The organism is Sorangium sp. So ce1335 (assembly GCF_051521615.1).
Classification (GTDB): domain Bacteria; phylum Myxococcota_A; class Polyangia; order Polyangiales; family Polyangiaceae; genus Sorangium.
Window position 1 is genome coordinate 4,569,594 of record NZ_CP150363.1, and the last position, 21,959, is coordinate 4,591,552.

At 70.4% G+C, this 21,959-nt stretch carries 18 protein-coding genes; 5 read left to right on the forward strand and 13 right to left on the reverse strand.

Features of this window, described 5'->3' with window-relative positions:
* Nucleotides 1–305 precede the first annotated feature (305 nt).
* Nucleotides 306–1,247 (forward strand): hypothetical protein, encoded by a 942-nt coding sequence (locus tag WMF24_RS16710; RefSeq protein ID WP_437737402.1) that lies wholly within the window; start codon nt 306–308, stop codon nt 1,245–1,247.
* 120 nt (nt 1,248–1,367) lie between these two features.
* Here WMF24_RS16710 and WMF24_RS16715 read toward each other — a convergent pair whose 3' ends face one another.
* Both WMF24_RS16715 and WMF24_RS16720 read right to left on the reverse strand, forming a co-directional pair.
* A complete protein-coding gene (locus tag WMF24_RS16715; RefSeq protein WP_437737403.1) occupies nt 1,368–2,807 on the reverse strand; it encodes a PLP-dependent aminotransferase family protein in 1,440 nt (479 codons plus the stop codon).
* Between the two features lie 3 nt (nt 2,808–2,810).
* The gene (locus WMF24_RS16720; RefSeq protein ID WP_437737404.1) at nt 2,811–3,398 is read right to left on the reverse strand and encodes a LysE family translocator; all 588 of its coding nucleotides are present in this window, start codon (nt 3,396–3,398) and stop codon (nt 2,811–2,813) included.
* A gap of 184 nt (nt 3,399–3,582) precedes the next feature.
* Between WMF24_RS16720 and WMF24_RS16725 the strand changes: the two genes are divergently transcribed.
* On the forward strand, nt 3,583–4,680 hold the full coding sequence (locus tag WMF24_RS16725; protein WP_437737405.1) for a hypothetical protein: 1,098 nt from the start codon (nt 3,583–3,585) through the stop codon (nt 4,678–4,680).
* Nucleotides 4,681–4,785: 105 nt separating this feature from the next.
* Here the strand turns inward: WMF24_RS16725 and hxsC are convergent, their stop codons facing one another.
* The 4 genes from hxsC to WMF24_RS16745 are packed head-to-tail and all read right to left on the reverse strand — an operon-like array spanning nt 4,786 to nt 8,271.
* A complete protein-coding gene (gene hxsC, locus WMF24_RS16730; protein ID WP_437737406.1) occupies nt 4,786–5,940 on the reverse strand; it encodes a His-Xaa-Ser system radical SAM maturase HxsC in 1,155 nt (384 codons plus the stop codon).
* Nucleotides 5,941–5,944: 4 nt separating this feature from the next.
* The gene (gene hxsB, locus WMF24_RS16735) at nt 5,945–7,399 is read right to left on the reverse strand and encodes a His-Xaa-Ser system radical SAM maturase HxsB (protein ID WP_437737407.1); all 1,455 of its coding nucleotides are present in this window, start codon (nt 7,397–7,399) and stop codon (nt 5,945–5,947) included.
* 1 nt (nt 7,400) lies between these two features.
* Complete coding sequence (hxsD, locus tag WMF24_RS16740) at nt 7,401–7,751, reverse strand: His-Xaa-Ser system protein HxsD (protein WP_437737408.1); 351 nt, start codon at nt 7,749–7,751, stop codon at nt 7,401–7,403.
* A gap of 4 nt (nt 7,752–7,755) precedes the next feature.
* Nucleotides 7,756–8,271 carry a PEGA domain-containing protein gene (locus WMF24_RS16745; RefSeq protein WP_437737409.1) on the reverse strand — a complete coding sequence of 172 codons (516 nt, stop codon included), beginning with the start codon at nt 8,269–8,271 and terminating at the stop codon, nt 7,756–7,758.
* A 148-nt stretch (nt 8,272–8,419) separates the two neighbouring features.
* Here WMF24_RS16745 and WMF24_RS16750 point away from each other — a divergent pair, with 148 nt between their 5' ends.
* The gene (locus WMF24_RS16750) at nt 8,420–10,657 is read left to right on the forward strand and encodes a hypothetical protein (RefSeq protein ID WP_437737410.1); all 2,238 of its coding nucleotides are present in this window, start codon (nt 8,420–8,422) and stop codon (nt 10,655–10,657) included.
* A 47-nt stretch (nt 10,658–10,704) separates the two neighbouring features.
* Here WMF24_RS16750 and WMF24_RS16755 read toward each other — a convergent pair whose 3' ends face one another.
* A complete protein-coding gene (locus WMF24_RS16755; protein ID WP_437737411.1) occupies nt 10,705–11,439 on the reverse strand; it encodes a phosphotransferase family protein in 735 nt (244 codons plus the stop codon).
* A gap of 220 nt (nt 11,440–11,659) precedes the next feature.
* Between WMF24_RS16755 and WMF24_RS16760 the strand changes: the two genes are divergently transcribed.
* A complete protein-coding gene (locus WMF24_RS16760; RefSeq protein WP_437737412.1) occupies nt 11,660–14,071 on the forward strand; it encodes an SEC-C metal-binding domain-containing protein in 2,412 nt (803 codons plus the stop codon).
* 59 nt (nt 14,072–14,130) lie between these two features.
* Here the strand turns inward: WMF24_RS16760 and WMF24_RS16765 are convergent, their stop codons facing one another.
* From WMF24_RS16765 to WMF24_RS16790, 6 genes are all read right to left on the reverse strand, one after another.
* Nucleotides 14,131–14,988: a PfkB family carbohydrate kinase gene (locus WMF24_RS16765; RefSeq protein ID WP_437737413.1), complete on the reverse strand. Its 858-nt coding sequence runs from the start codon at nt 14,986–14,988 to the stop codon at nt 14,131–14,133.
* Between the two features lie 212 nt (nt 14,989–15,200).
* Complete coding sequence (locus WMF24_RS16770) at nt 15,201–15,431, reverse strand: YgaP family membrane protein (RefSeq protein WP_437737414.1); 231 nt, start codon at nt 15,429–15,431, stop codon at nt 15,201–15,203.
* Between the two features lie 153 nt (nt 15,432–15,584).
* A complete protein-coding gene (locus WMF24_RS16775) occupies nt 15,585–17,195 on the reverse strand; it encodes a hypothetical protein (RefSeq protein WP_437737415.1) in 1,611 nt (536 codons plus the stop codon).
* A 263-nt stretch (nt 17,196–17,458) separates the two neighbouring features.
* Complete coding sequence (locus tag WMF24_RS16780) at nt 17,459–18,808, reverse strand: hypothetical protein (protein ID WP_437737416.1); 1,350 nt, start codon at nt 18,806–18,808, stop codon at nt 17,459–17,461.
* A 45-nt stretch (nt 18,809–18,853) separates the two neighbouring features.
* Complete coding sequence (locus WMF24_RS16785; protein WP_437737417.1) at nt 18,854–20,005, reverse strand: sigma 54-interacting transcriptional regulator; 1,152 nt, start codon at nt 20,003–20,005, stop codon at nt 18,854–18,856.
* A gap of 370 nt (nt 20,006–20,375) precedes the next feature.
* Nucleotides 20,376–20,708, reverse strand: a complete 333-nt coding sequence (locus tag WMF24_RS16790; protein WP_437737418.1) for an STAS domain-containing protein — start codon at nt 20,706–20,708, stop codon at nt 20,376–20,378.
* Nucleotides 20,709–20,825: 117 nt separating this feature from the next.
* On the opposite strand from WMF24_RS16790, the gene WMF24_RS16795 reads away from it, so the two are divergent.
* Entirely contained in the window at nt 20,826–21,944 is a 1,119-nt protein-coding gene (locus WMF24_RS16795; RefSeq protein ID WP_437737419.1) for an SLBB domain-containing protein, read from the forward strand.
* Nucleotides 21,945–21,959: the final 15 nt, after the last annotated feature.

Sequence of the window (21,959 nt, forward strand, 5' to 3'; positions counted from 1 at the left end):
CCTCGATCTCAGGACCACGTTGGCGCGGGGACCACGAGGCCAGGAGTCATCGAGTGCAGGGCAGACCCCCAACACCGTACACGACGGCCGGGAACTATCTCTCTGCGTGCGCGCGACGGCATTACGTGCAACCGCGCGAACGGCGTGCACAAAATCAGCTATTGCGGCGGATTTTGCGCTGGCACCATCCATCTGTATCGATACGTTCATGCCGCGCGAGCGCCCCGCCGCGACCGGCCGGCGATGGGCAGCTCGCGTGCACCAGCCCCCTCTGGCCACGGCGTCTACCGCCGATAGAGCTCCGCATGCCGACGCTCGAGCACAATGGCATCGTCGAGATGTTCCGCGAGAACCCCGAGCTCGCACCCCATTTCATGGCGACTCTGTTCCATGTGGAGGTGCTGCCGCACACCTCCGCGGTGGTGGTCGAGTCCTCGCTCGATCAGCTCCTCCCGGTCGAGTACCGCGCCGACCTGGTGCTCGAGCTGCGGGACGCCGCCGGTGCGCTCGTGCTGGCGATCGTCGTCGAAGTCCAGCGCGAGGAGGATCGAGACAAGAAGTACTCCTGGCCGGTGTACGTCGCCGTCGTGCGCGCCAGGAAGCGCTGCGACACGGCCGTCCTCGTGGTCGCGACCGACGCGGTTGTGGCCGCCTGGGCGGCCGAGGACATCGATCTCGGGCTGGGGCTCGGGCACGTCAAGCCGCTGGTGCTCGGTCCGACGGTCATGCCGGAGATCACCGATCCGGCCGAGGCGGAGAGAGAGGTCGAGCTCGCCGTGCTCGCGGCGGTGACGCACGGCAATGGCCCCAGCGGCATGGCCGTGGTGCTGGCGGCCGTCCACGCGCTGGCGCGGCTCGACCTGGACCATGCGGCGGTGTATTTTCAGATCATCTACGACGCGCTGCGCGAGCCCATGAGGCGGGCTCTGGAGGCACTGGTCATGGAGCGGCAGACTCAAGGCAAGGCGACGTTCCCCCCGTTCGCGCAGAAGATCTTCGAGCGCGGCATCAGCGAGGGCTTCCGTGACGGCGAACGGAAGGGCTTCCACGACGGCGAACGGAAGGGCTTCCACGACGGGGAGCTCAAGGGGAAGCACGACGTGCTGTTCCGGCTCCTCGCGCGGGCGGGGATCGCGCTCTCGGACGAGCAGCGCAACCGCATCCTGGCGTGTGAGGACGGCGCTACCCTGGATCGGTGGGCGGAGAACGTGCTCGGGGCGAAGACCGCTGCCGACGTGCTCTCCTGAGCGAAGTCAGCGTGCGTCGGGATGGCGGGCCGAGCGTGCTCCGGCGGCTCGCAGCGAGCACCCGGCACCACCCCGGCGCCCGCGCGGCTGGCGTTCTCGTTCGCTGCCCCTCCCTGCGCGCTACACCCCCGCCCCCGCCCTCGCCATCGCCCCCCGCGCGCTCGCCACCGCCGCAAACCGCTCTGCCAGGTACTCCGCCATCCGCAGGTGCTGGCTGAACACGACGTTGAACCGGATGTGCGGATCGGCCGCCCCATCCGCCATGAACGTCGCCCCGCGCGCCAGCAGGATCTTGTTCAGGTACGCGTCCTTCACGAGCTCGTCCACGTCCACGCCGCGCGGCACCGTTCCCCAGAGGAACAACCCCCCTTCGCCCGGATGGTCGAGCAGCACCCCCGCGTCGCGCAGCCGCCGCGCCGTCGCGCTCCGCGCCGCCCCGAGCTTCTGCTGCAGCCGGTCGATGTGCTTGCGCCACCTGCCGGCCGACAGCACCTCCAGCAGCACGAGCTCGTTCAGCGCGCCTGTCGTCAGCACCGAGTAGATCTTCTCGCGCAAGAGCGGCTTCAACCGCGCCGGCTCGGCGGCGATGTACCCCAGCCGCAGCGCCGGGCTGAGCGCCTTGCAGAAGCTCGAGTAATAGACGACCCCCTCCAGCCCCGAGAGCTGCGCAAGCCGCGTCGGGTGCCCGGGGTGGAAGTGGCCGTGCACGTCGTCCTCGGCGATCAGCACGCCGTGCTGGTGCGCGATCGTCAGCACCCGGTGCAGGTTGGCGGCGCTCGAGCCCCAGCCGGTCGGGTTGTGAAGCACGGTCTGGAGGAACATCAGCCTGGGCCGGTGCTCGCGGCACGCGGCCTCCATCTCCCCGAGATCGACCCCGTCCGGCCTCCGCGCCACCGGCACGATGCGGTAGCCCGCCTGGCGCAGGCGGCCGAACATCAGGAAATAGCCGGGGTTTTCGACGAGCACCGCGTCGCCCGGCTGGAGGAAGGTCCGGCAGATCAGATCGATCGCGTGCGTGCTGCCCCACGTCGTGAGCAGCCGCCCCGCGTCGGCGGCGATGCCCTGCGAGCGCAGCAGCATGGCGATCCGCTCGCGCAGCGCGGGCAGGCCCTGCGGCGGGCAGCGCGCCGCCATCCCGGCGTCGCTCCGGGCGAGCGCCCGCTGCAGCACCGCGGCGGGGATGGCGTCGCTCAGCCAGGTCGCCGGCAGCGCGCCGCTGCTGGCCAGCAGCACGCCGGCGCGCTGGTCGTTGGACTGCTGCGCCAGCCACACGGGCTCCTGCTCCTCGCCGGCCTCGAGCCACGCCTCGTTCGGCATGGCCGACGCCGCCTCGCACACGAAGAACCCCGCCGTGCCGCGCGACTCGAGGAGCCCGGCCGCGACGAGCCGGTCGTAGGCCGTCACCACGGTGTTGGGGCTGACGCCGAGCTGGCCCGCGAGCTGGCGGATGGACGTGAGCCGCGCGCCCGGCGGCAGCCGCGCGCCCTCGATCAGCGCGCGCAGCCGCGCCTCGATCTGGTCGGCCAGGGGGACGGCGGAGTCGCGGTCGAGCGAGAACATGGGTCAGCGCAGGAAGAGCAGCGCCAGCACCGCCAGCGCGCCGGCCATGATGCCATTGAACAGCCGCTGCCGTCGCGGGTCGGTCAGAAGACGCCGGATCGCCACGCCGAACAGCGCCCACGCCGAGATGCACGGGAAGGTGATGACGAGGCTGATGGCGGACACGAGCAGCGCGCCGCTCGCCACGCCCATGTCCGCCGGCATGAACACCGAGGCGAGCGTGATCGCCTTGACCCAGCTCTTCGGGTTGACGACCTGGAACAGCGCCCCCTGCGCGAACGACAGCGGCCGCGGCACCTCGGCGCCCTTCAGCGCGGCGCCGCCGGTGAGCCTCCACGCGAGCACGAGCAGGTACAGCGCGCCGGCCACGCGCAGCGCGCCGTGGAGCACCGGGTAGGCGGTGAACAGCGCGCCGAGGCCCAGGCACGCGACGAAGGTCTGCACAGCGCCGCCCACGCTGATGCCCAGCACGTGCGGGAGCGAGCCGCGGTAGCCGAAGTTCGCGCCCGAGGCGGTGAGCATCATGTTGTTCGGCCCCGGGGTGCTGGACATCACGAAGCAATAGGTCGCCAGCGGCAGCAGCTCGGTCATGGGGGGAGGCTCCGGTCAGGTGTGGCCCGGAGCGTAGGAAGCCGCCGACCGCCGGGGTAGGCACAGGGGGCGCGCCGCGCGGAAGAGCTGTGTCAGTCGCGAGACCGGTACAGCGCCGATCCCGGCGCGTTCCTGCTATCCTCGGCGCAGCGCCGCCCGACGAGGCCATGGGCGCGGAGGAGACATGACGGACGACGCAGCGGCGCGCGCGGCGGAGAAAGCGGCGTTCTTCCGACCGGAGAACGAGGAAGAGGGCTCGCGCTGCGAGAGCTCGAGCCCCACGGGGAAGTACAGGCTCGTCGTGTCGAGCTATTCCACCGGAAAAGGCACCTGGGACTACACCCAGGGCGAGGTCTACAGGACCGGCGCGGCCGACCCCATCGCCGTCGTGCAGCGGAACTTCGGATTGTTCCCGTTCCTCTTCGTCGAGGCGCACCCGAACGGCCACGACTACCTGGTATGCGGCGAGGATTACCAGGGTCAAACCGTGGTGGAGCTCGACACCGGGAAGCGGCGCGACCACCTGCCGGACGAGGCGAGGGAAGGGGTCGGCTTCTGCTGGGTGGACATGCGCTTCGTGCCGTCGGCCGCGATGCTCGTCGTCGAGGGGTGCATCTGGGCGTGCCCGTACGAATTCCGCTTCTTCGACTTCTCGGACCCGATGTCAGGATGGCCCGAGATCGAGGCGGACACGGCGATTGACGCCGATCGGCGCCCGCCGGCCTTCAACGCCGATGCGACGATCGTCTGCTACCAGTCGGCGCCCGAGGGCGAGGTCAGCGGCGACGATGCCGATGCGCCGATCGCCGCGACGCGGACGTTCCGGCGCGACGGCCTGAAGCTCGTCCTCCAGGGCGAGTGGATCTCCGAGGACGAGCAGGCGAGGCGCCGGGCCCACGAGGAAGCGCGGAAGCGGTACGAGGCGTGGCTCGCAGACTTCCGCGCAAAAGACCCGCTCTACCGCACGTTCGTCGAGGCGCTGAACGATCCCGCCTTCTGTCCGGAGGACCACGACGGGATCGGGGTCACCTACGACGGGTGGTGTCCTGACTTCAAGGCGCAGGAGCGGCGCATCACCCGTCGTATCGTGACGCGAGGTCCGAGCCCGTACACGATCGACCTCGAGTGGGGCGCGGAGACGGGGCCAGTCAAGCTCGTCGTCTACAGGGACGGCAAGCACGCGGAGGACAGGTTCTTCGCGCACTCCGTCGCTGGCATGCGCGACGCCTTCGCCTGCGCGAAGTCCTTGGTGGCGAGCGACGCTGGGCCTGCGGAAGCGTGACGTTTGCCCCTTCAACCCCCTGCGCTCTCCCCCTGAGCGACAACGCCACGCAATTGTCGTGAGCATGCGCGTGGCCGGGGAGGCATTTGCCGGCGAGCCCGCGCCTCACGTGGTAGCAACGATGCCCCTGCTGCGCTTCGACGTCGCCGACGCAAAGAATCCACCGCAATCGTCCCTTCGACGGCACCCCTCGCACGCCTCGACGTAGATGTTCTTCCAGTCTGAGATGCTCTTGCGCGCGAACCGATGCAGCGCCGGATCGAGCACGCAGAGCTGATGGTTATAGATCGACACCGCCATCCCCGCGCGTTCCAGCGTCATGACGGCCTCGCGGAGGGGGCCTTGGTAGTCCACCGGATCGATCCACAGCGCTTCGAGATTGGCCTTCGCGAACCCCACGGGCTCGAGGCCCATGAGCGCGACGTGATCGACGAAGGTCAAATTCCTCGCGACGAACCGAGCGAACTCGGGCATCCGCCCGACCGTCTCCCGATGAATCACGAACCGTAGCTCCACACGAACATGCCGGCGCTTCAGGTTCAAGATCCCCCGAACCGCTTCGTCGAAGGCCCCTCTCGCCTGGACGACATAATCATGCTCGTCGGGCAGGTCCGAGTAGAGAGGGATCCCGAACATCAGGTCAGGATGCTTCACGTTGCCTACAGCACGCGCGAAGCTGACGTCGGAGAACCTCCGGCCGTTCGAGAGCACATGCACGCTCGTGCGTGGCAGGTGCTGTCGGAGTAACACGAGAAGATGGACAAGACGCTCCCCGAGGAGAGCTGGCTCGCCTCCTGTGATGCCGATCTCCGTGGCTTCAGGGGAGATCAACGGGATGGCCCGCTCAAGGTCGTCCACGAGCCAGTCGTCGTTGTGGTCCTTCGGCGGTTGGGAGCACATCACGCAGAAATTGTCGCAGCGCTCCGTCACGAGGAACGTGTTTGAACGAGACGCCGCTCGGTAAAGCGCCGAAACCGAGCGCCTCGCAGCATCGATCCGCACGACGTCGCCGGATCGTAGATAGTGGTGATCCGAGCCGAGGAGGTACACGTCCTCACGGTCCGAGATTGGTCTCGCCCTCCGCAGGAGGTACCCTCGGAATCCCTGAGGGAGGTCGGGAGCCTCCTCGGGAACCAGGAGCAGGCCGGTCGCTCGCTCCGCCTCGGGAAGCGAAGGATCTTCCGAGATTCGCGCGATGAACGGCGCGCTCGACGTCGCTGATAACGCCCGTAGGCCTCGCGCGGACAGCTTCACGAGCATGAGCTCATATCCATCGCAGAAGAATCTCACGCGCCTCGGTGTCGGTCTCGAGGAGCCCGATGACGTGCCGCAGCACGCCCATCTGCTTCGCGCAGAACGCACTGAACGCCTTGTGCCCCACCGCGTCGCCCTGGGTAGCCCGGTGGAACACGGGATCGGCACCGCAGTAGGGGAGGAAGGGACAGTCGGAGCACATGGGCATGCCTTCGAGGATCGTATCGCCCAGCGGGGAGAGGAGCGCGTCGGACGTCATCAGGGCCTCGTAGCTGTCGTGATCGAGGTGCCCCAGGCGGAAGGTCTCGTCCCCCATCTCGGCCAGCATGCGACCCTCATCCGAGGCATAGACCGCCCCGTCGTAGTTGTAGACGAGCGCCCCGATCCCGATGCCCGCTGGGGACTGCAGGTCGACGTACGCTGAGCCGAGCGGAGAGAACATTTTCTGAAGCAGGATCGTCGTGAAGTCCTCGCGCAAGAAGTACCCGCCTGCGTTGACCCGCAGAATATGGGAGAGCCCGCGCTTGTAGAAGTCGAGCCAGTCCTCGACGCCGTACCGCTTGATCAGGCTCCGCGTAGCGAACCCGTAAGGGCTGAGGCTCCGGAGGAAAATACCATCGAATCCGAGCCGCACGTACTCGTCGACGATGTCGTCAACGCGCTGCAAGCTCCTTGGCGTTGTCGTCATGAGCGCCGAGATCCGATCCGGACCGAGGACCTCACGAGCCCTGTGAATCCCCTGGATCGTCGTCTGATGGCTGCTACCCCCGCGGGTCGGCCGCTGCGCGTCGTGCAGGTCGGCGGGGCCGTCCAGGGAGGTCGACAGGTGCACGTCGTGCTCCTTGCAGAACAACAACACGTCGTCGGACAGGCGCGAGAGATTGGAGGTGATCACGAACTGGAGATCGCGCCGATGGATCTGGTTCATCGCCTGCGCGCGCTCCACGATGTGGCGGACGAGCGGAAAATTGAGGAGCGGCTCGCCACCCTGGAGCTCGATCTTGATGCGCTCGTTTGGGCTGCGAAACACGAGATCGAGCGCCTTGTCGGCGTGCGCCGCCGTCATATCGTACTGGGCACTCTCCTCCGAACGCCTCGAAACCTGACAGTACTGGCACGAGTGGTCGCATCTCAGCGTAACGACGAAGATGTGGAGCCCCGTGAACTCGGCGATGCGCTCGGCGCGGCTCCGGTACTTCAGCGCCAGCAGTTCGAAGGCGACAGAGGAGGTGTCTTCGTAGAGGAAGTGTCGCGACTTCAGCGCCTTGTAGGCGCTCGTGTCCGGTGCCAGCCTCCGCTCGACAAAGGCGACGAGCTCGTCGCGCTCGAGACGAACGTACTCGCCGACGTCGTTCGTCACGATGTAAGTGCTGCTTCCATCGAGCCGACCGAACCTGAGAGGCAGCAGGCGGTATCCTGCGCCTGATGCGTAGGCGCTCCTCGGTTGGAACACCGCGTGCGCCATGTCACCCTCGACGTGGTACGGCCGCGCGAGAGAAGGCATGCGCGAGGATGAGCGCGCGGAGCGACGCCGTCTCTTCCCCGACCTTCTCTCGGAGCTCCTGGTCGAGGAGCTCCTGAAAGAAGAGCCTCGCTGCCTCGAGCGCTGCCCGTTCGCTCGTCGTTGGCGGGAAGGTGAGCGTCACCTCGAGCAAGTGGTCGCGGACCTCGCGGATCACGGCGGTGCACTGTGCAGCCATCCGATACGCGGTCTTTTGTACGGCGGTGAGGCGGTAGGTACGGAGGTCGATGCTGAGCGCGACGCGTCCCTCTCGGAAGACAAACGGAGCGGCCGGGTCCAGACCCTCGGTCGTCATACCACTACCACTGGACCACGATCATGCCGGTTTGCCCCTCGGATACGGAGATGCTCGTGTTCGTGTCACCTAGGAACTGGTTCTCCACGCGAACCTCGTGCGAGCCCGGCTTCAGCGTGAGCGTCGCCGTGGAGTCCGTGCCCACGAGCCTCCCGTCAACGAAAATCCGGCCGCCGGGGTAGGCCACGAGCGACACGGTGGCCGGCTTCGGAGGCGGCGGCGGCGGCTCGGGCGCAGGTTCCTCGTAAGAGCCCCTCGATCCCGACCTGTAGCCGCCGGAGTAGTGGCTGCTGTGTGACCGGTGCGAGCTGTGCGACCGATGGGACCGGTGGGCGAGGTACATCGGCTGCTCCATGGCGGGCGCGGTGAGCAGCAGCGGGTCCTCGTCATCCACGTCGTCGTCTGGTTTTCGAGGCGCCTGCGCGAGCGCGCTCGGAACGAGCGCGTCGGAAGACATTGCCCCCTGGAAGATCGCCATGACGGCCGTTCCGAGGGCGACGAGAGGAGAACGAGGAGCCACGATGTATTCTCGTTCCGACGCGGGGCGTGCGTCAAGATCGCGTGCTCGACGGGCAACCGCAAGAACGGATGAGTTCGGGTAGGATGCGTGGCGTCGGCCGCTCGTGAGCTCTACACCGATCGCCTGGACCAAGGTACGCTCCCGAGCGATGGCTCCAACGCCGTACCGGGACGAGGAAGAAGGCAACCCAAGCGCGAGCGTCGACGTGCGGGCCGCGCTTCGGTCGTGGGCTCGCACCGAGTTTGGCGCTCCCCGGCGGCTCGACGCCTTGATCTCGTCGATCAGCGAGCGCGACGAGCTGATCGCGCGCGTTGCGACGACGGTGATCCGACGCGACCTCGTGCAGGAGCGCGTCCCCACCCACGAGCGCAGGAGCCGCACCGCGGGCCCGGTGAACCCGGCGTCGCTCGATCCGTTCAGCGGAACCCTGGAGGATCTGCGTACGCGCACCGAGCACGTCGACCGGTGCGGGCCCTGCAATGGCAGCGGCATCGGTCCGTGCCCCGCATGCGGGGGTAGCCGCAGGCAGCGCTGCGGGAACTGCTCCGGCAGCGGGAAGGTTGTGAAGCACTACAAGAAATCGAGCAAGTTCATCAACTGCTCGGTTTGCCGTGGTGGCGGCACCGTGGACTGCGGCGGATGTTTGTCCCGGGGGACGATCACGTGTGCCGGCTGCTCGGGCAGCGGTCAGCAGCTCGTCTGGTGGACATACAGGGAGAGTGTGCGCGTTGTCGTACAGATCTCCACGGACAGCCCTGTGGTCAAAACCCACCCGCAGCTCCTGGAGGAGCGGTTCCTTGGGCCGCCGGACCTTGAATCGTTCATGCTGCTCACCTCGGTAGAGGGCTCGGGCAGCATCGCGGGAGGGCGACTCTCGCCGGAAGATGACGCCCTGGTACGAAGGTACACGCCCGCGCTGCATCCTCAGCTCGAGCGCATCCAGGCGCAGCAACTTCTCCGATTCAATGTCCTCCGTCGCGACGTACACTACGAGATGTGTGGCGCCGAAGGGACGGTCGTCCTGTCCGGCGCGAGCCTTGCCGGGGCTTCGACGTCCAAGGCGGTGGGCCCTATCCGTCGCCGGCTGGTGCTCTGGGGGCTCGCGTCGCTCGTGTTGCTCGCCGGCGGTACCTGGTACATGTCGGCGCTCCTCGGCCCGACCAGTTACTTTCGTTCCGCCAACAGGATCATCGCGTTCTCGTCCGTGATCGGCATGATCGTGGCCATCGTGGCCGTCGGAGGTCTCCTCCGCGCGCTTCGCCCCGGCTTCCGCTTCTGGCCGCTGGGGCGTCCTACGCAGGTCGCCACAGCGATGAGCGTCGCGGCGTTTCTGATCTGCCCCGTGGTCGGTCACCTCGGCAGGCCGAGCGCGGCGGAGCTGCAGACAGCGGTCGCTGGGGGAGATCTCAATCATGCGCGGCTCGTCGCCGAGGCGCTGCGAGCAACGGAGCCTTCGGAGGAGGCGTCAGACGCCATCGACGAGCTTGAGCTCGCCGAAGCAGATCGGCTCTCAGCAGACGCGCGCCTCGCCAAGCTGGACGCGATCGCTGCGCGGAGCGGCAGCCATGCGGGGCGAGCCAAGATGAGCGCGCAGCGGACACGCGTCGAAGCGATCGAAGCGGCCCTGAAGGCAAATCGCTCTGCGGAAGCAGTCGGCCTGCTCAAACGCTGGTCGTCGGAGCTCTCCGATGCCCCGGATGTCGGCGAGCTCAAGGCGCGCGCCGTCGAGGCGCAGGGGGCCGCATGTACCGACGACGCGTGCCGGTTCGGCGCGGCGCGACTGGCCAAGGCGGCCCGCAGCTCTCCCGAGCGCGAGGCATCGCTCGACGCCGCGCGACGAAGGGTGATCGAAGGGCTCGACGTCCGGACCGTTCCCGCGGGCGACTTGCTGTCCCGGGTACGGTGGCTCCGATCCTTGTCGAAGCTCGCCTCGACGGCGCAAGGATTCGCCGACGGGGACAACGACATTCAGCAGAGGGCGAACGCAGCGTCGGTATGGGCGCGCGGCGAGCTCGGCAAGGTGGCGTTGATCGGCGCGCCCGTGGCGGTCGTCGATGAGCTCCTCGAGCGCGATGCGGGCGCGGGAAGCACGGGGTGGCCCGAGCTGAAGGGCGTGTCCGTGTACGCTGCGAAGGTTGGAGGCGTCTGTTCCGGGCTTTACGTGGTGGGTGCGGCGCCGGGCACGCGGTCTCTTCAAGGCAGCGAAGAGGGCCTTCAGCGGCTCCTTGCGCAGGCGACGGGACGACCCGGAGCGACGTTGCGCCCGCGCGCAGCGTCTTCGAAGGCACACTCGGTCTCGACGTGGGCCGAGGGCAGCACCCCGGTCATGGCGCGGTGGAGCGACACGACCTTGATGGAGCTGCGCATCGGGAGAGCGAATCCGTGAACGGAAGTTTGCCGCCTCAGCCGCAGCCCCCCACGCTCCAAAGCAGCTCAGCCGCTCACCTCGGTCATCCGCCCTCCGCTCGCCGCCCGCGCTCGCCGGAGGGCGTTCTCGAGGTGCCGCAAGCTCTGGTCCGGCGGCTCTCCTTCGCCCCCGCCCTCGAGCGCCTCGCGGTACCAGCGCCCCAGCAGGCACAGCTCGTACAGGTACACGGCCGGCGCCTCGATGCGCGGCCGCCCCTGCGCGGCGTACGCGTCCAGGAGCCGCGTGAGCCCGTGATCGATCTGGAAGGGCCTCCTCGCCCCGCGCGTGACGACGGCCATCTCGTAGGCGGGGTCGCCGCGCATGGCGTGCTCCCAGTCGATGACGGCGTACGGCTCCTCCCAGTGTAGAAGGATGTTCTGCCCCAGGAGATCGCCGTGGAGGAGCGTCGAGGGCTCGTCCTCCGGCAGGTGATCGCGCGCCCACCGCTCCGCCTCGCGGAGCTCGGGCACCCCGTCGAGGGCCGCGATCTCCGACAGGGCGTGCGCCCGCCGCGTGGCGTGCCCCCCGAGGCCGAGGATGTCGCCCGCGTCCACGGCGTGCACCGCTGCGGCGACGCGCGCGACGACCTCCCGGAGCGGCCCTCTGGATCCGGAACCAGCTCGACGTGCGCCGCATAGACCTCGTTCGAGAGGCCGTGACCCACCCAGCACACGCGGTCGATCCGGAGCCTGCCGCGGCCCGAGAAGGCGGCCTCGAGCGCCCGCTTCGCGCGCGCCCATCCCGGCATCGCGGGCAGTCATCTCACACAACCCTCCGCGCCATCCAGCGTCTCTGCATTCTGATCAGACATCATGATTTGCCAAGCTTCTTGCCGAAGTGTTTCGTGTGCCGAACGAATTTTTGTATATCCTGATAAATTCAACTTGCTCATCGTAAGGGGTTGAGCCGTCGCTGGCTTTCGTACGTCGACGGCTCATCGCCTTGTCGTAGCGCAGCGCGGATCGCGTACCCTGCGCCGCGATGAGAAAGGTCGGTCGCAACGAGCCCTGCCCGTGCGGCAGCGGGCGCAAGCACAAGAGATGCTGTCTCGCGAACGGAGGCGGCGCGCCGTACACGAGCGCCGATCGCCAGGCCGCGCTGCAAAGGGTCCTCCTGTCGTCGCATCCGGACGACATCGACCATGCCAGGGAGAGGTTCTGGGGCAAGCACTCCCCGCTCCGCGATCGGTGGACGGACGACGTTGCCCTGGAGATGGCCGAGGTCGCATTCCAGTTCTGGCTCATCTTCGACTTCGACGCGTTCCGCGAAGGGGTCACCCTCGCCGAGGAGACCCTCCAGAACGACCCCGATCTCGGCCAGGGCGAGCGCAGGTACCTGGAGATGGGCCGCGCGACCTCCATGCGGCTCTACGAGGTGGTCCACGTCGTGCCGGGAGCGAGCGTCACGCTGCGCGACGTGCTCCACGGCGGCGAGGTGCGCGTGCGCGAGCGGTCCGCTTCGCGCGCCCTCCATGCCTGGGATCTCGTCGCCGCGCGCGTGATGCCGAAGGGCGCCTCCGGAGAGCCGGAGATCGACGGCGGCCTCTTCCCGATCCAGAGCCGCCTTCGCGATCGGCTGGTACAGCTCCTCACGGCCCTGAGCGCCGAGCTCGATGAGGCCGCGCTGCGCGAGGCGCGCGTGCCGGCGTTCTTCGACGCCTGGATCAGCCCCGGTCTCCCGCAGCTCGTGAACTACGACGGCGACCCCATGATCTTGACGCACGTCCGCTTCGACGTGACCGACGAGGGCAAGCTCGTGGCAGCGCTCGACGGCGCGCGCGATCTCTGTCGCGACAGCGGGGCGCAGGTCTGGTCCTGGGTGGGCAAGGGCGCGCAGCGCAGCGAGGCGGTCTGCCGCGCCTTCCTGCGCATCGAACAGGGGCGCCTGGAGATCGAGACCAACTCCCGCGAGCGCGGCGAGGCCGCGCGGGCGCTCGTCGAGCGGCTCGCCGGGGCCGCGGCGACCTACCGCATCACCGAGCACCAGGACCTCGAGCAGGCGATGCTCGCGCACCCGCGAGGCGAAGCAGGCGGCGCGCCCGCGCCGGCGCCGGAAGCGCTGCGCCAGGCGGCGGTGCAGATGCTCCAGCAGCATTACGAGAAGTGGCTCGATGAGCCGGTGCCGGCGCTCGACGGGCTCACGCCACACGCAGCCGCGTCGGTGGACGGGATGCGGCCGCGCGTCGCCGCGCTCATCGAGGGGCTCGAGCGCCTGTACGAGCGCGCCCTGGCGGAGGGGGCAGCCGCGTTCGACCCGACTTGGATGTGGGAAGAGCTGGGGCTCGAGGACCTCGCGCGTGGCCGGTCGCGCAAGCAGGCGGTGCAGCGGTTGCCCCACGAGGTCATCGAGGAACTCGCGCCCGATCTCGTGGAGGTCGCCGCGGACATCGGCGAGCGAGCGCGGAGGACGTCGCGCGAGGATCTGACGCGCACGATCGATCGCCAGGAGGTCGAGGGCGATCTCGGCTTCCGTCGCCTCGTGCGCGGCTCGGTTCAAGCCGCGGAGGGCGGCGCCGCCCCGGAGCCCGATGCCGCGGCCGGGCGCGCGAGCCTCGCCTCGTGGGTCGAGAGCCTCTCGAATTTCGAGCTCCACCTGCGCAAGGTCTTCTGGGTCGACGAGGGGCTCTCCTGGATGCTCGGCGCCACGGCGCTCGACGTCACCGGCGAGGCGCTGCGCCCGCCGTTCGCGAGCTTCGCGCTCGTCTTCACCGACCGTTACGCCCTCGGGCTCGCGGAGCGCCTGCTCGCGGAGGACCCGTCGGCGCGCCTCCGCGGCCGGATCCTCTCGGTGCTCACCGTGTACGTCACAGCCACCGCCGATGGCGCGGGGCCCAGGGACCTGCGCCTCGCGTTCGCCGCCGACGCCCGCGACGGCGGATGGCCCGAGCTCGTCGTGCGCGAGCTCTCGGTGCGACAGGACGCCCGGATCGTCGACCTCCTGAGGACGCTCTCGCCCGGCGACGAGCCCGGCGAGGAGGTCGAGACCCTCATCGGCTCACCGCCGCTCAGAGGCCTCGTCGGCCTCGTGATCAACGCGATCCTCTACGCGACGAGCGCCGACGCGGAGGCCGTTCCCGGCGATCCGCGCGGCGCCGACGCGCCCCCGCCGCGCCGCCGCCGTCGCGATGGCGCGATCCCGCCAACGAACGGCATCTTCCGCCTCCCCGGCAAGATCGACGTCACCTCCCTGAAGCAGCTCAAGCGCGTGCGCCGCGGCGCCTCCGAGGTGCAGGCCATCCGGCGCTGCATGGTCCGGGGCCACTGGCGCCGCGCGGGGCGGAGCTGGAAGGACGCGAGCCCGCGATGGATCAAGCCGTACTGGCGAGGACCGAGCGCGGCGGCGATCGTCGAGCGGGAGTACCGGCTAACGCGCTCCCGAGGGGCGGACACATGAGGGACGCCCATGAGCGCGCGCATCGCCGTCTGCCGCCGGGACGCCCGTGAGCGCGCGCATCACCCGGCGCGCGATCCGGGCGCGACAAGGGGGGCCTGCGTCTTTAGCGGATCGATCCCGCGCAGCACCGCGGCCCCGTGCGGGCCGGCGCGGCGGCAGCCTTCCTCGACCGAGAGGCCGTGGGCGAGAAAGAACGTGAGCGCGCCGGCGAAGCTGTCGCCGGCGCCGTAGTCGCCGACGACCCTGTCGGGCGCTGGCGGCGCGTCCACGAGCGCGGTGCCCCCGTCGCGGAGCACGCGCACCGGGCGCGGCCCATCGGTCAGCACGAGCGCGCCGGGGCGCGGATCGTAGGCCTCGAGCGGGGCGTTCTCGCGCGGATCGGCGACGCTGCCGATGACAACGTCGGGCGCGACCGCCGCGGCCCGGAGCGCCGCGCTCCTCCTGGCCGTCACGACGAGCCGGCGCGCGGCGCGCGCGAGGCGCAGGCTGTCGGGATCGGCGCCCGTGAAGTACACGGCGTCGCAGTCGGCGAGGATCGACCAGGGGAGGGGATCTGTCGCCGCGGGCTGGAGCGGGCTGCCCGTGACGATGATCGTGCGCCGCCCGTCGCCGTCGACGACGATGACAACGCGCGGGTGGTCCACGGCGCGCCTCGCCGCGTGGATGTGGACGCGCTCGGTCGTGGCCCGGATGCGCTCCTCGACGGCCCGCGCCGCCTCGTCGCGCCCGAGCGCCGTGAACAGGTGGACCTCGGCGTCGCTCCGGCAGAGCTGCGCGAAGGCGAGGCCGCCGCCCCCGGCGGGCAGGAATCGCGTGTCCTGCAGGTGGATGATGTCGCCAGGCCTCGGGACGCCCTCGGTGCGGCCGAGCGTCACGTGCTCGACATGGCCCACAACGGCGATGCGCGGCGTCGTCATGCGGCGCGACATAGCACGGCGCCGCGCCCAGCGGCGCGCGGTATGCCGCGGCTGGCGCGGCGCCCAGCGGCGCGCGGTATGCCGCGGCTGGCGCGGCGCCCAGCGGCGCACGGGTGGCACGACCGCACCGCGCCCAGCGGGGCGCGGGCCGGCCGCTCCTCCTGTCCTCGTCGCGCGTCGTCAGACGCCGTGACGCCCCCGGCTCGAGGGCTTCAGAGGGGAATCGTCCGGAGCTCCCTCTCTCGTGTGTCGAGCCCGAGCATCCGGTTGACGGGGCACACGCGGGTGATGGCGCTCTCGACGATCAGCGCACCGGCGACGAGCGCGATGATCCCACCTGGCCGACCCCGAAGCCCGCCGAGCGCGGTGGCGCCCAGGCCCATGAGCAGCGGGCCGGCGACGAAGCGTGCCGTTCGATCCAGCGTGCCGACGTTCTCTTGCATGCGTCCTCCTCGCTCCGGTCCCGCTCATGTCGAGCGCCGCGCGGGGATCGTCAAGGCTCGCCGTCACGAGCCGCCCGTGGCCGCTGCGGAGGAGGGCACCGCGCGGCGCGCCAGTCGGGCAACCGGCGCGCGGCGAGGCTCACCGGGGCAGGCTCACTGCCAGAGGTTCTGCATGGCGTTGAGCGAGTCCACGTGCCACACGAAGAGATCGTCCTCGATGTAGTGCTCGTGCAGCTCGGCGCCGCACATCACGTAGCCCTGGAGCGGGTCGCAGTGCGGGGCGCCGAAGAGGTGGCCAGTCTCGTGGACGGCGATGACCTGGCTGCGGTTCAGCGACAGGTCGAAGCCGAACAGCCCGCTCACCTGCACGCCGAGCCAGCCGCACGCGCCGCCGCCGCCAAGCTCCGGCGTGAGGCCGATCAGGATGTCGAACCCGTGGTGATCGGGATCTGTATAGTTGCCGCCGGCCTCGTCGATGTCCCAGTCGCGCGTCAGGCCGAGGGCCGTTCGCGCGTAGGCGCCGACGTGCTCGCAGAAGCCGCCGGTCGAGGGGTTGGAGGGGAGCCCGCCGATCGTGTGGAAGATCTGATGGACGCCCATCATCTGATCGAAGCCGCCCGGATGAAGCACGTAGGTCCCGGTGCTCGATCCGGGGCTCGACGGCGTGAACAGCTCGCTCGGCCGCGTGAACGACTCGACCAGATACGCCTCGGCCGTGCCCGCGTAGCCGATGGCGTTCAGGTACGCCTGATCATAGACGACCGCGTTGAAGATCACGTTGCTCGCGCCGATCGAGAAGTTCTTGCCGGTGAAGGCGCTGTCGACGACCGCCGGGCCGCCCGCGGGCTCGATGCTCACGCCGGAGAGGGTGTAATCGCCGCGGCCGAGGGCGAACCGCTTGTTCTGCGCCGTATCGACGAGGATCGGCCCCACCGTGAGCGTCACCTGCTGCGTCGTCCCGGCGGCGAGCACCGCGCTGACGGTGCCGGCCGAGACGTTCGTGAAGTCGTTGAACCGGGCGCTCGTGAGCAGCGGCCGGAGCGTGACCGTGCCCGACGTGGTGCCGGGGTTGGTCACCGTGAGCGTGATCTTCAGCGGATCTCCCTTCACCGGCGCCGCGTTCGACGCGTTGGTCACGACCGCGGCCGTCACATCGGCCTGGATCTGCGGCGCGACGTCGAAGGCGTCCAGCCGATCCAGGAGGTGCGGCCCGCTGCCGGACGGCACGTTGAGGGCGATGGAGAACGACAGATCCGACGCTCCGCTGGACAGCGTCTGCTGGAGGGCCGGCGGAACGTTGAAGACGAGCCGGTGGAACGTGCCCTGGGCGAGGCCGGTCAGCGACCTGGTCCCGAGGTTCTGCCACACGTTCAACGACGGCGCCTGCACCGAGAGCGTGACCTCGCCGGCCCACCAGGGGTTCGGCTGCTGCGCCGGCACGCGCACGTCGAGCGAGACCGCGCTCTTGATCGGCTCGTCGATGTCGAGCGGCGCGCTCTGGATGTTCGCGAACGCCGCGCTCGCGACCGACAGCGCGTGACTTCCCTCGCTCCGCGTGGAGCTCAGCGACAGCGTGCCCGCGCTGGCCGTCCAGCCGCTCAGCGTCTCGAACCCGAGCGCCGCGGCCGCCGCGGCGCTGAGCGCCGAGGCATCCTCACCGCACTCCTCGCACGTGGCCGCGTCCTCCGTGGCCGCTCCCTCGAACGCGCAGCCCGGACCAAGGACACCAACGCACACCGCCGCCGCTGCGTACAGATAACGCATTCGAATCCTCCTCAAGACGAGTTGGCCAGGCGCGACAGGCGCCCTGGCTCACGACCGCTCGATAGGTATCGTCCCGCAGGCCGTCAAGACCGCGCCAGCGGAGTCCAATGGCGTGTCAAGGCCATGTGTGTTGGATGTGAAGGAGTGTTAACAACTGTTGTTGTCTGTCGCCGTCACGCGCGGCCGTGATGCCGCGCGCGCTCTCATGGGCGCGAACCCCGCGATCCAGCCATGAGGCTTCCTGTCGCGGGCGCCATGGCCGCTCACCGCGGTGAACGACGCCGGCGCAAGAGCCCTGCCGCGAGCGCGCCGAGGCCGGCAGAGAGCGCCACGCGGGAGCCTCCCGCGCCGGGCTGCACCTGGCAGCCCCCATCGTCGGCCGTCGCGCCGGCGCCGCCCGCGCCGGCCGTCGCGCCGCCGCCTGCGCCGCCGGCCGGCGCGCCGCCGCCGGCCGTCGCGCCGCTGCTCCCCGCGCCGCCCCGCCCGCACGGGGAGCCCGCGGGCAACGCGAGCGGGTTCGCCGAGTACGCAGCGAGCCGCGCGCGCAGGTCCGCCGCCGTGCCGCCGGCCGTCGACCCGGCCGGCGGCACGGCGCCGTACGGCCCGGAAGCCCGGAAATCATCGGGATCCCCGCTCCCGAGCAGCTCGAACATCACGCCGCCGAGCCCCGCCGCGGCGAAGCGCTCGAGCACCGTCGTGTCCCCCTCGAAGAGGTGAAAGTCCGTGGTCCCGATCCGCTCCTGCCACGTGAGGAGCGGGACGCCCGCGCTCGACGTGACCGCCGCGAGCCAGCCCAGGTTCGCCTGCAGGAGCGCCTCGTCCCACGGCTCCCACCACACGGCGTCGTCGACGTTGAGGTGGAAGTTCTCGCCGACGAGCACGTCCCATTCTCCCATCGACGAATAAAATCCGGTCACGACCTCGGGACGCTGGCCCACGCGGAAGTTCGACGCGTGCCACCCGAGCCGCACCGAGGGCGCGTGCTGATCCCGGAGCTTCACCAGCGCCTGCCCCAGGCCGCCCGCGTGATCCGGAAACCCGGCCACGTCGGGGTGCCCCGAGCTCGCCACGGCGACAGGCACCGACGTCGCGTCGGCGTTCCCCTCGACGCCCATCGCCCACATCATGAAACCCCACGAGTCCGGCTCGACGTGCACGAGCACGGGCGCGTCCGCCATCGCCGAGGTCTGGAGCACGAAGACGAAGCTCTCGAAGTACTCGCGCATCCGATCCCGGTCCTCCAGCACCTCCCGCACGACCTCCGGCTCGCTCCCGGCGATACCGGCGCGCTGGCCGATCTGGAGGAGCTGATAGAAGGTGAACACGGGCATCGCCCCGAGCGACCTCGCGAAAGCGATCTTCGAGAGCAGATAGCTCTGCACGTCGGGCCTCGGGTCGTCGGTCGGGAGGACGTAGATGTAGATGAACCTCCAGTCGACCCCGTGCTCCCGCGCGGCGGCCACAGGCCAGTCGCCGGCGGCGGAGAAATTGGATACGCCGACGCCCAGCGCTGGACCGAGATCGTCGCAAATTACGTGCGCGGGCGCGGCGCGGGAGACCCCGGCACACAGGGACGCGGCGGCGAGGAATGGGGCGAAGGCCGTGATTCTCATCCGAGATCCCCTCCAGGGAAGCGCCGAGCTCTCTCCTCGCTCAGATCATTCGGGCCGGTGCTGCTGCGCGCGGTAATCGCGGCGGCGCGACGCCGACGGGCGGCGAATGCGGCCCGGCGACGTCTGCCCCTTGGGCGCGTCGCTCGGGAGCAGCACGCGCGGGCGCCGCTGCACCGAGGGCGGCGCCTCGCCGCCCTCGGCCCGGAACTGCGCCACGCGCCGGTACAGGGTCGCCCGGCTGATCCCGAGCATCTCCGCCGCCTTCGTGACGCTCTGGCCGCACGCGGCGAGCGCGCGCTCGATGGCCGCCCGCTCGATCTGGGCGAGCGGCGTCACCACGGCGGACGCCGGCGCCTGCCGGACGTACGCGGGGAGATCCGCCGCGGTGATCTCGCCGCCCTCGCACGAGAGGATGCTCCGGTGCACGACGTTGAACAGCTCGCGCACGTTGCCCGGCCATGAATACGCCTCCAGCGCGTCGAGCGCGTCGCGCCGCACCCGCACGCGCCGGCCGCCCTCGAGCACGCCGAGCGCGTGATCGACGAGCAACGCGACGTCCTCCCGCCGGTCGCGCAGCGGCACGACCTCGATCGGGAACACGACGAGCCGGAAATAGAGATCCTCGCGGAAGCGGCCGCTCTCCACCTCGGCGCGCAGGTCCCGCTGGGTCGCGCACACGACGCGTACGTCGAGCGGGATCTCGGTCGACCCGCCGACGCGCCGGATCGCGCGCTGCTGGAGGGCGCGCAGGAGGCACGTCTGCGTCGAGAGGCTCATCTCGCCGAGCTCGTCGAGCAGCAGCGTCCCGTGGTTCGCCTGCTCGAAGCAGCCGGGGCGCGCGTGCGTCGCCCCGGTGAAGGAGCCGCGCTCGTGGCCGAACAGCTCCGCCTCCTGCAGCGACTCGGCGATGGCGGCGCAGTTGATGGCCACGAACGGGCCGCCCGCGCGCGGGCCGCGCTGGTGGATGGCCCGCGCCACGAGCTCCTTGCCCGTGCCGCTCTCCCCGAAGATCGCCACGGTCACGTCGCTCCGCGCCACCCGATCGATCTGCCGCGCGAGCGCCCGCATCGGCGCGCTCTCCCCGATGAGCTCGACCTGCGGCTCGGCCGTCCCCGAGGGCGACACCGCCCGAGCCGGCGTCCGGGGCTCGTCCGCGTCGTGCTGTCCCAGCTCGGAATCTGTCTGTGTGCGAGCCATTGTCGAGCAAGCCTCCTCGGCGACCGGACCCGGGCCGCGCCCGCCGTGCCGCCACCGTCGTACCCGCCGGAAGCGCGCCCCCCTCCGCACGACCGAGCCCCGCTGTCGACCCGGCCGTGTCGATGCGACTCCACGCTCACGTCATCTGAATGTGACTATAGCTGCGCTCGACACTTCCGGTACGGCGAGTTGCGCGGGCCAGCGAAAATCGACCTTCCGGAGGCCATTGCGCGTGCGTGGCGATACGGCACCTGCCATGGACCGGCGGGGAGAGCACGCGGGGAATCCCCCTGGAAACAGGCATGAAACGGGGGCGCAAAGGGCCGTGTCGAGCGCCGTGCTAAGCGACATCGGCATGTCGGATCGTTGGTCAACGCGAGAGATCCGCCGTGGCGGCGCGGACGTCCGCGTAGATGTCGAAGACCTCGTGGAGGCGCATCGTCCTCGCGACGGCCTGACCCTCCCGGCGGAGGGCGGCGAGCGCGATCCGCGCGCCGGCCGGCACCTCCCGCCGGGTCATGAGGAGCACCGAGAGGCCGATCGGGTCAAAGGCCTCCACGGCGCCGAGATCGATGACGAACGCGCGCGCGCCCCGCGCCGCGGCGCCGAGCAGATCGTCGCGCAGCCGCTCGGCGGCGGCGCGATCGAGGAGGCGGGACGTCGCGCTGACGGCGTGCACCCCGATATCAGCGGCGCCGTCCATCAAACCACCCTCCTGCGCGCGCGCCGCGCCGAGCGCTCGCGGAGGGACCCGGACATCATCAACCGAGGGCAGCGCATCGCGTCCTCCTGGATCAGGTTGCAAGGAGCGTTGGCGAAGATGCTTGAAGACGCCGGTATTGTGGCGCCGCAGCGCGAGATGGCCAGGGTCGCTCGATCGCCTGTCCGCCGGCGGCGCAGGGACAGCGCCCCAGCGCGCCAGGTCCGGCGCCGGCCGGGCAGCGTTCTTCTCATCGAGGCGCTGGGCGTCCTCCTGGGGCTCCTCGTCGTCTCGGGGTGCAGCCGCACGCAGCCCGCGCCCAACCTGCTCGCGGAAGATCCCCATTTCGCGCCGCCGGCGCGGGTCGAGCCGAGCGGCGTGCCCGACGCGCCGCCGACTCCTTATGTGTTGCTCCCGGGCGACGTGCTCCACCTGCGGACGACCTCGGTCGATCCGCTGGACGTGCCTGAGCTGACCGTGGACGAGACGGGGCGCATCCACGTGCCCCTCGCGGGCGACGTGGAGGTGGGCGGGCTCGATTTCGAGGCGGCGGAGCGGCGCGTGGAGCGCGCGCTCATGGCGTACGACCAGTTCGCGCGCGCCAGCCTCCAGGTGGTCCGCGCCACGGGGCACCGCGTGACCGTCGTCGGCGCGGTGGACAGGCCGGGCGCGTACGAGCTCAGGCCCGGCGCGCGCGTCGCCGAGATCGTCGTGACGGCCGGGGGGTTCACGACGTTCGACGAGGGGGGCGAGGCGTACGACGCCGCCGACCTCGACGCGGCCCGCGTCGTCCGCGACGGCGTGGCGCTGCCGATCAGCCTGGGCCGCGCGATGCAGGGCGACGCGCGCCACAACGTGCGGCTCCGCGCCGGCGACCTCGTGTTCGTGCCCCACGCGCGCAGCCGCCGCGTGACGGTGCTCGGCGACGTGCGCACGCCGCGGCTCGCGCCGTTCCGGGCCGGGATGCGCCTCACCGAGGCGTTGGCGCTCGCGGGCGGCACGACGGAGGACGCCGACAACGGCGACATCCGCGTCATCCGCGGCCCGCTGTCGAGCCCCAGGGTCTACGTCGCCGACCTGAAGGCCCTCGTCGCGGGCCGCGGGGGCGACGTCGAGCTCGCCGCGGGCGACATCGTCTTCGTCACCGAGCACTGGTTCGCCACGACGACCGACGTGGTGAACCGCCTCGCCCCGGCGCTCGCCGCCATCGCCGTCCCCGTGACGCTGCTCCACCGGTGAGGGCGTGATGCGTCG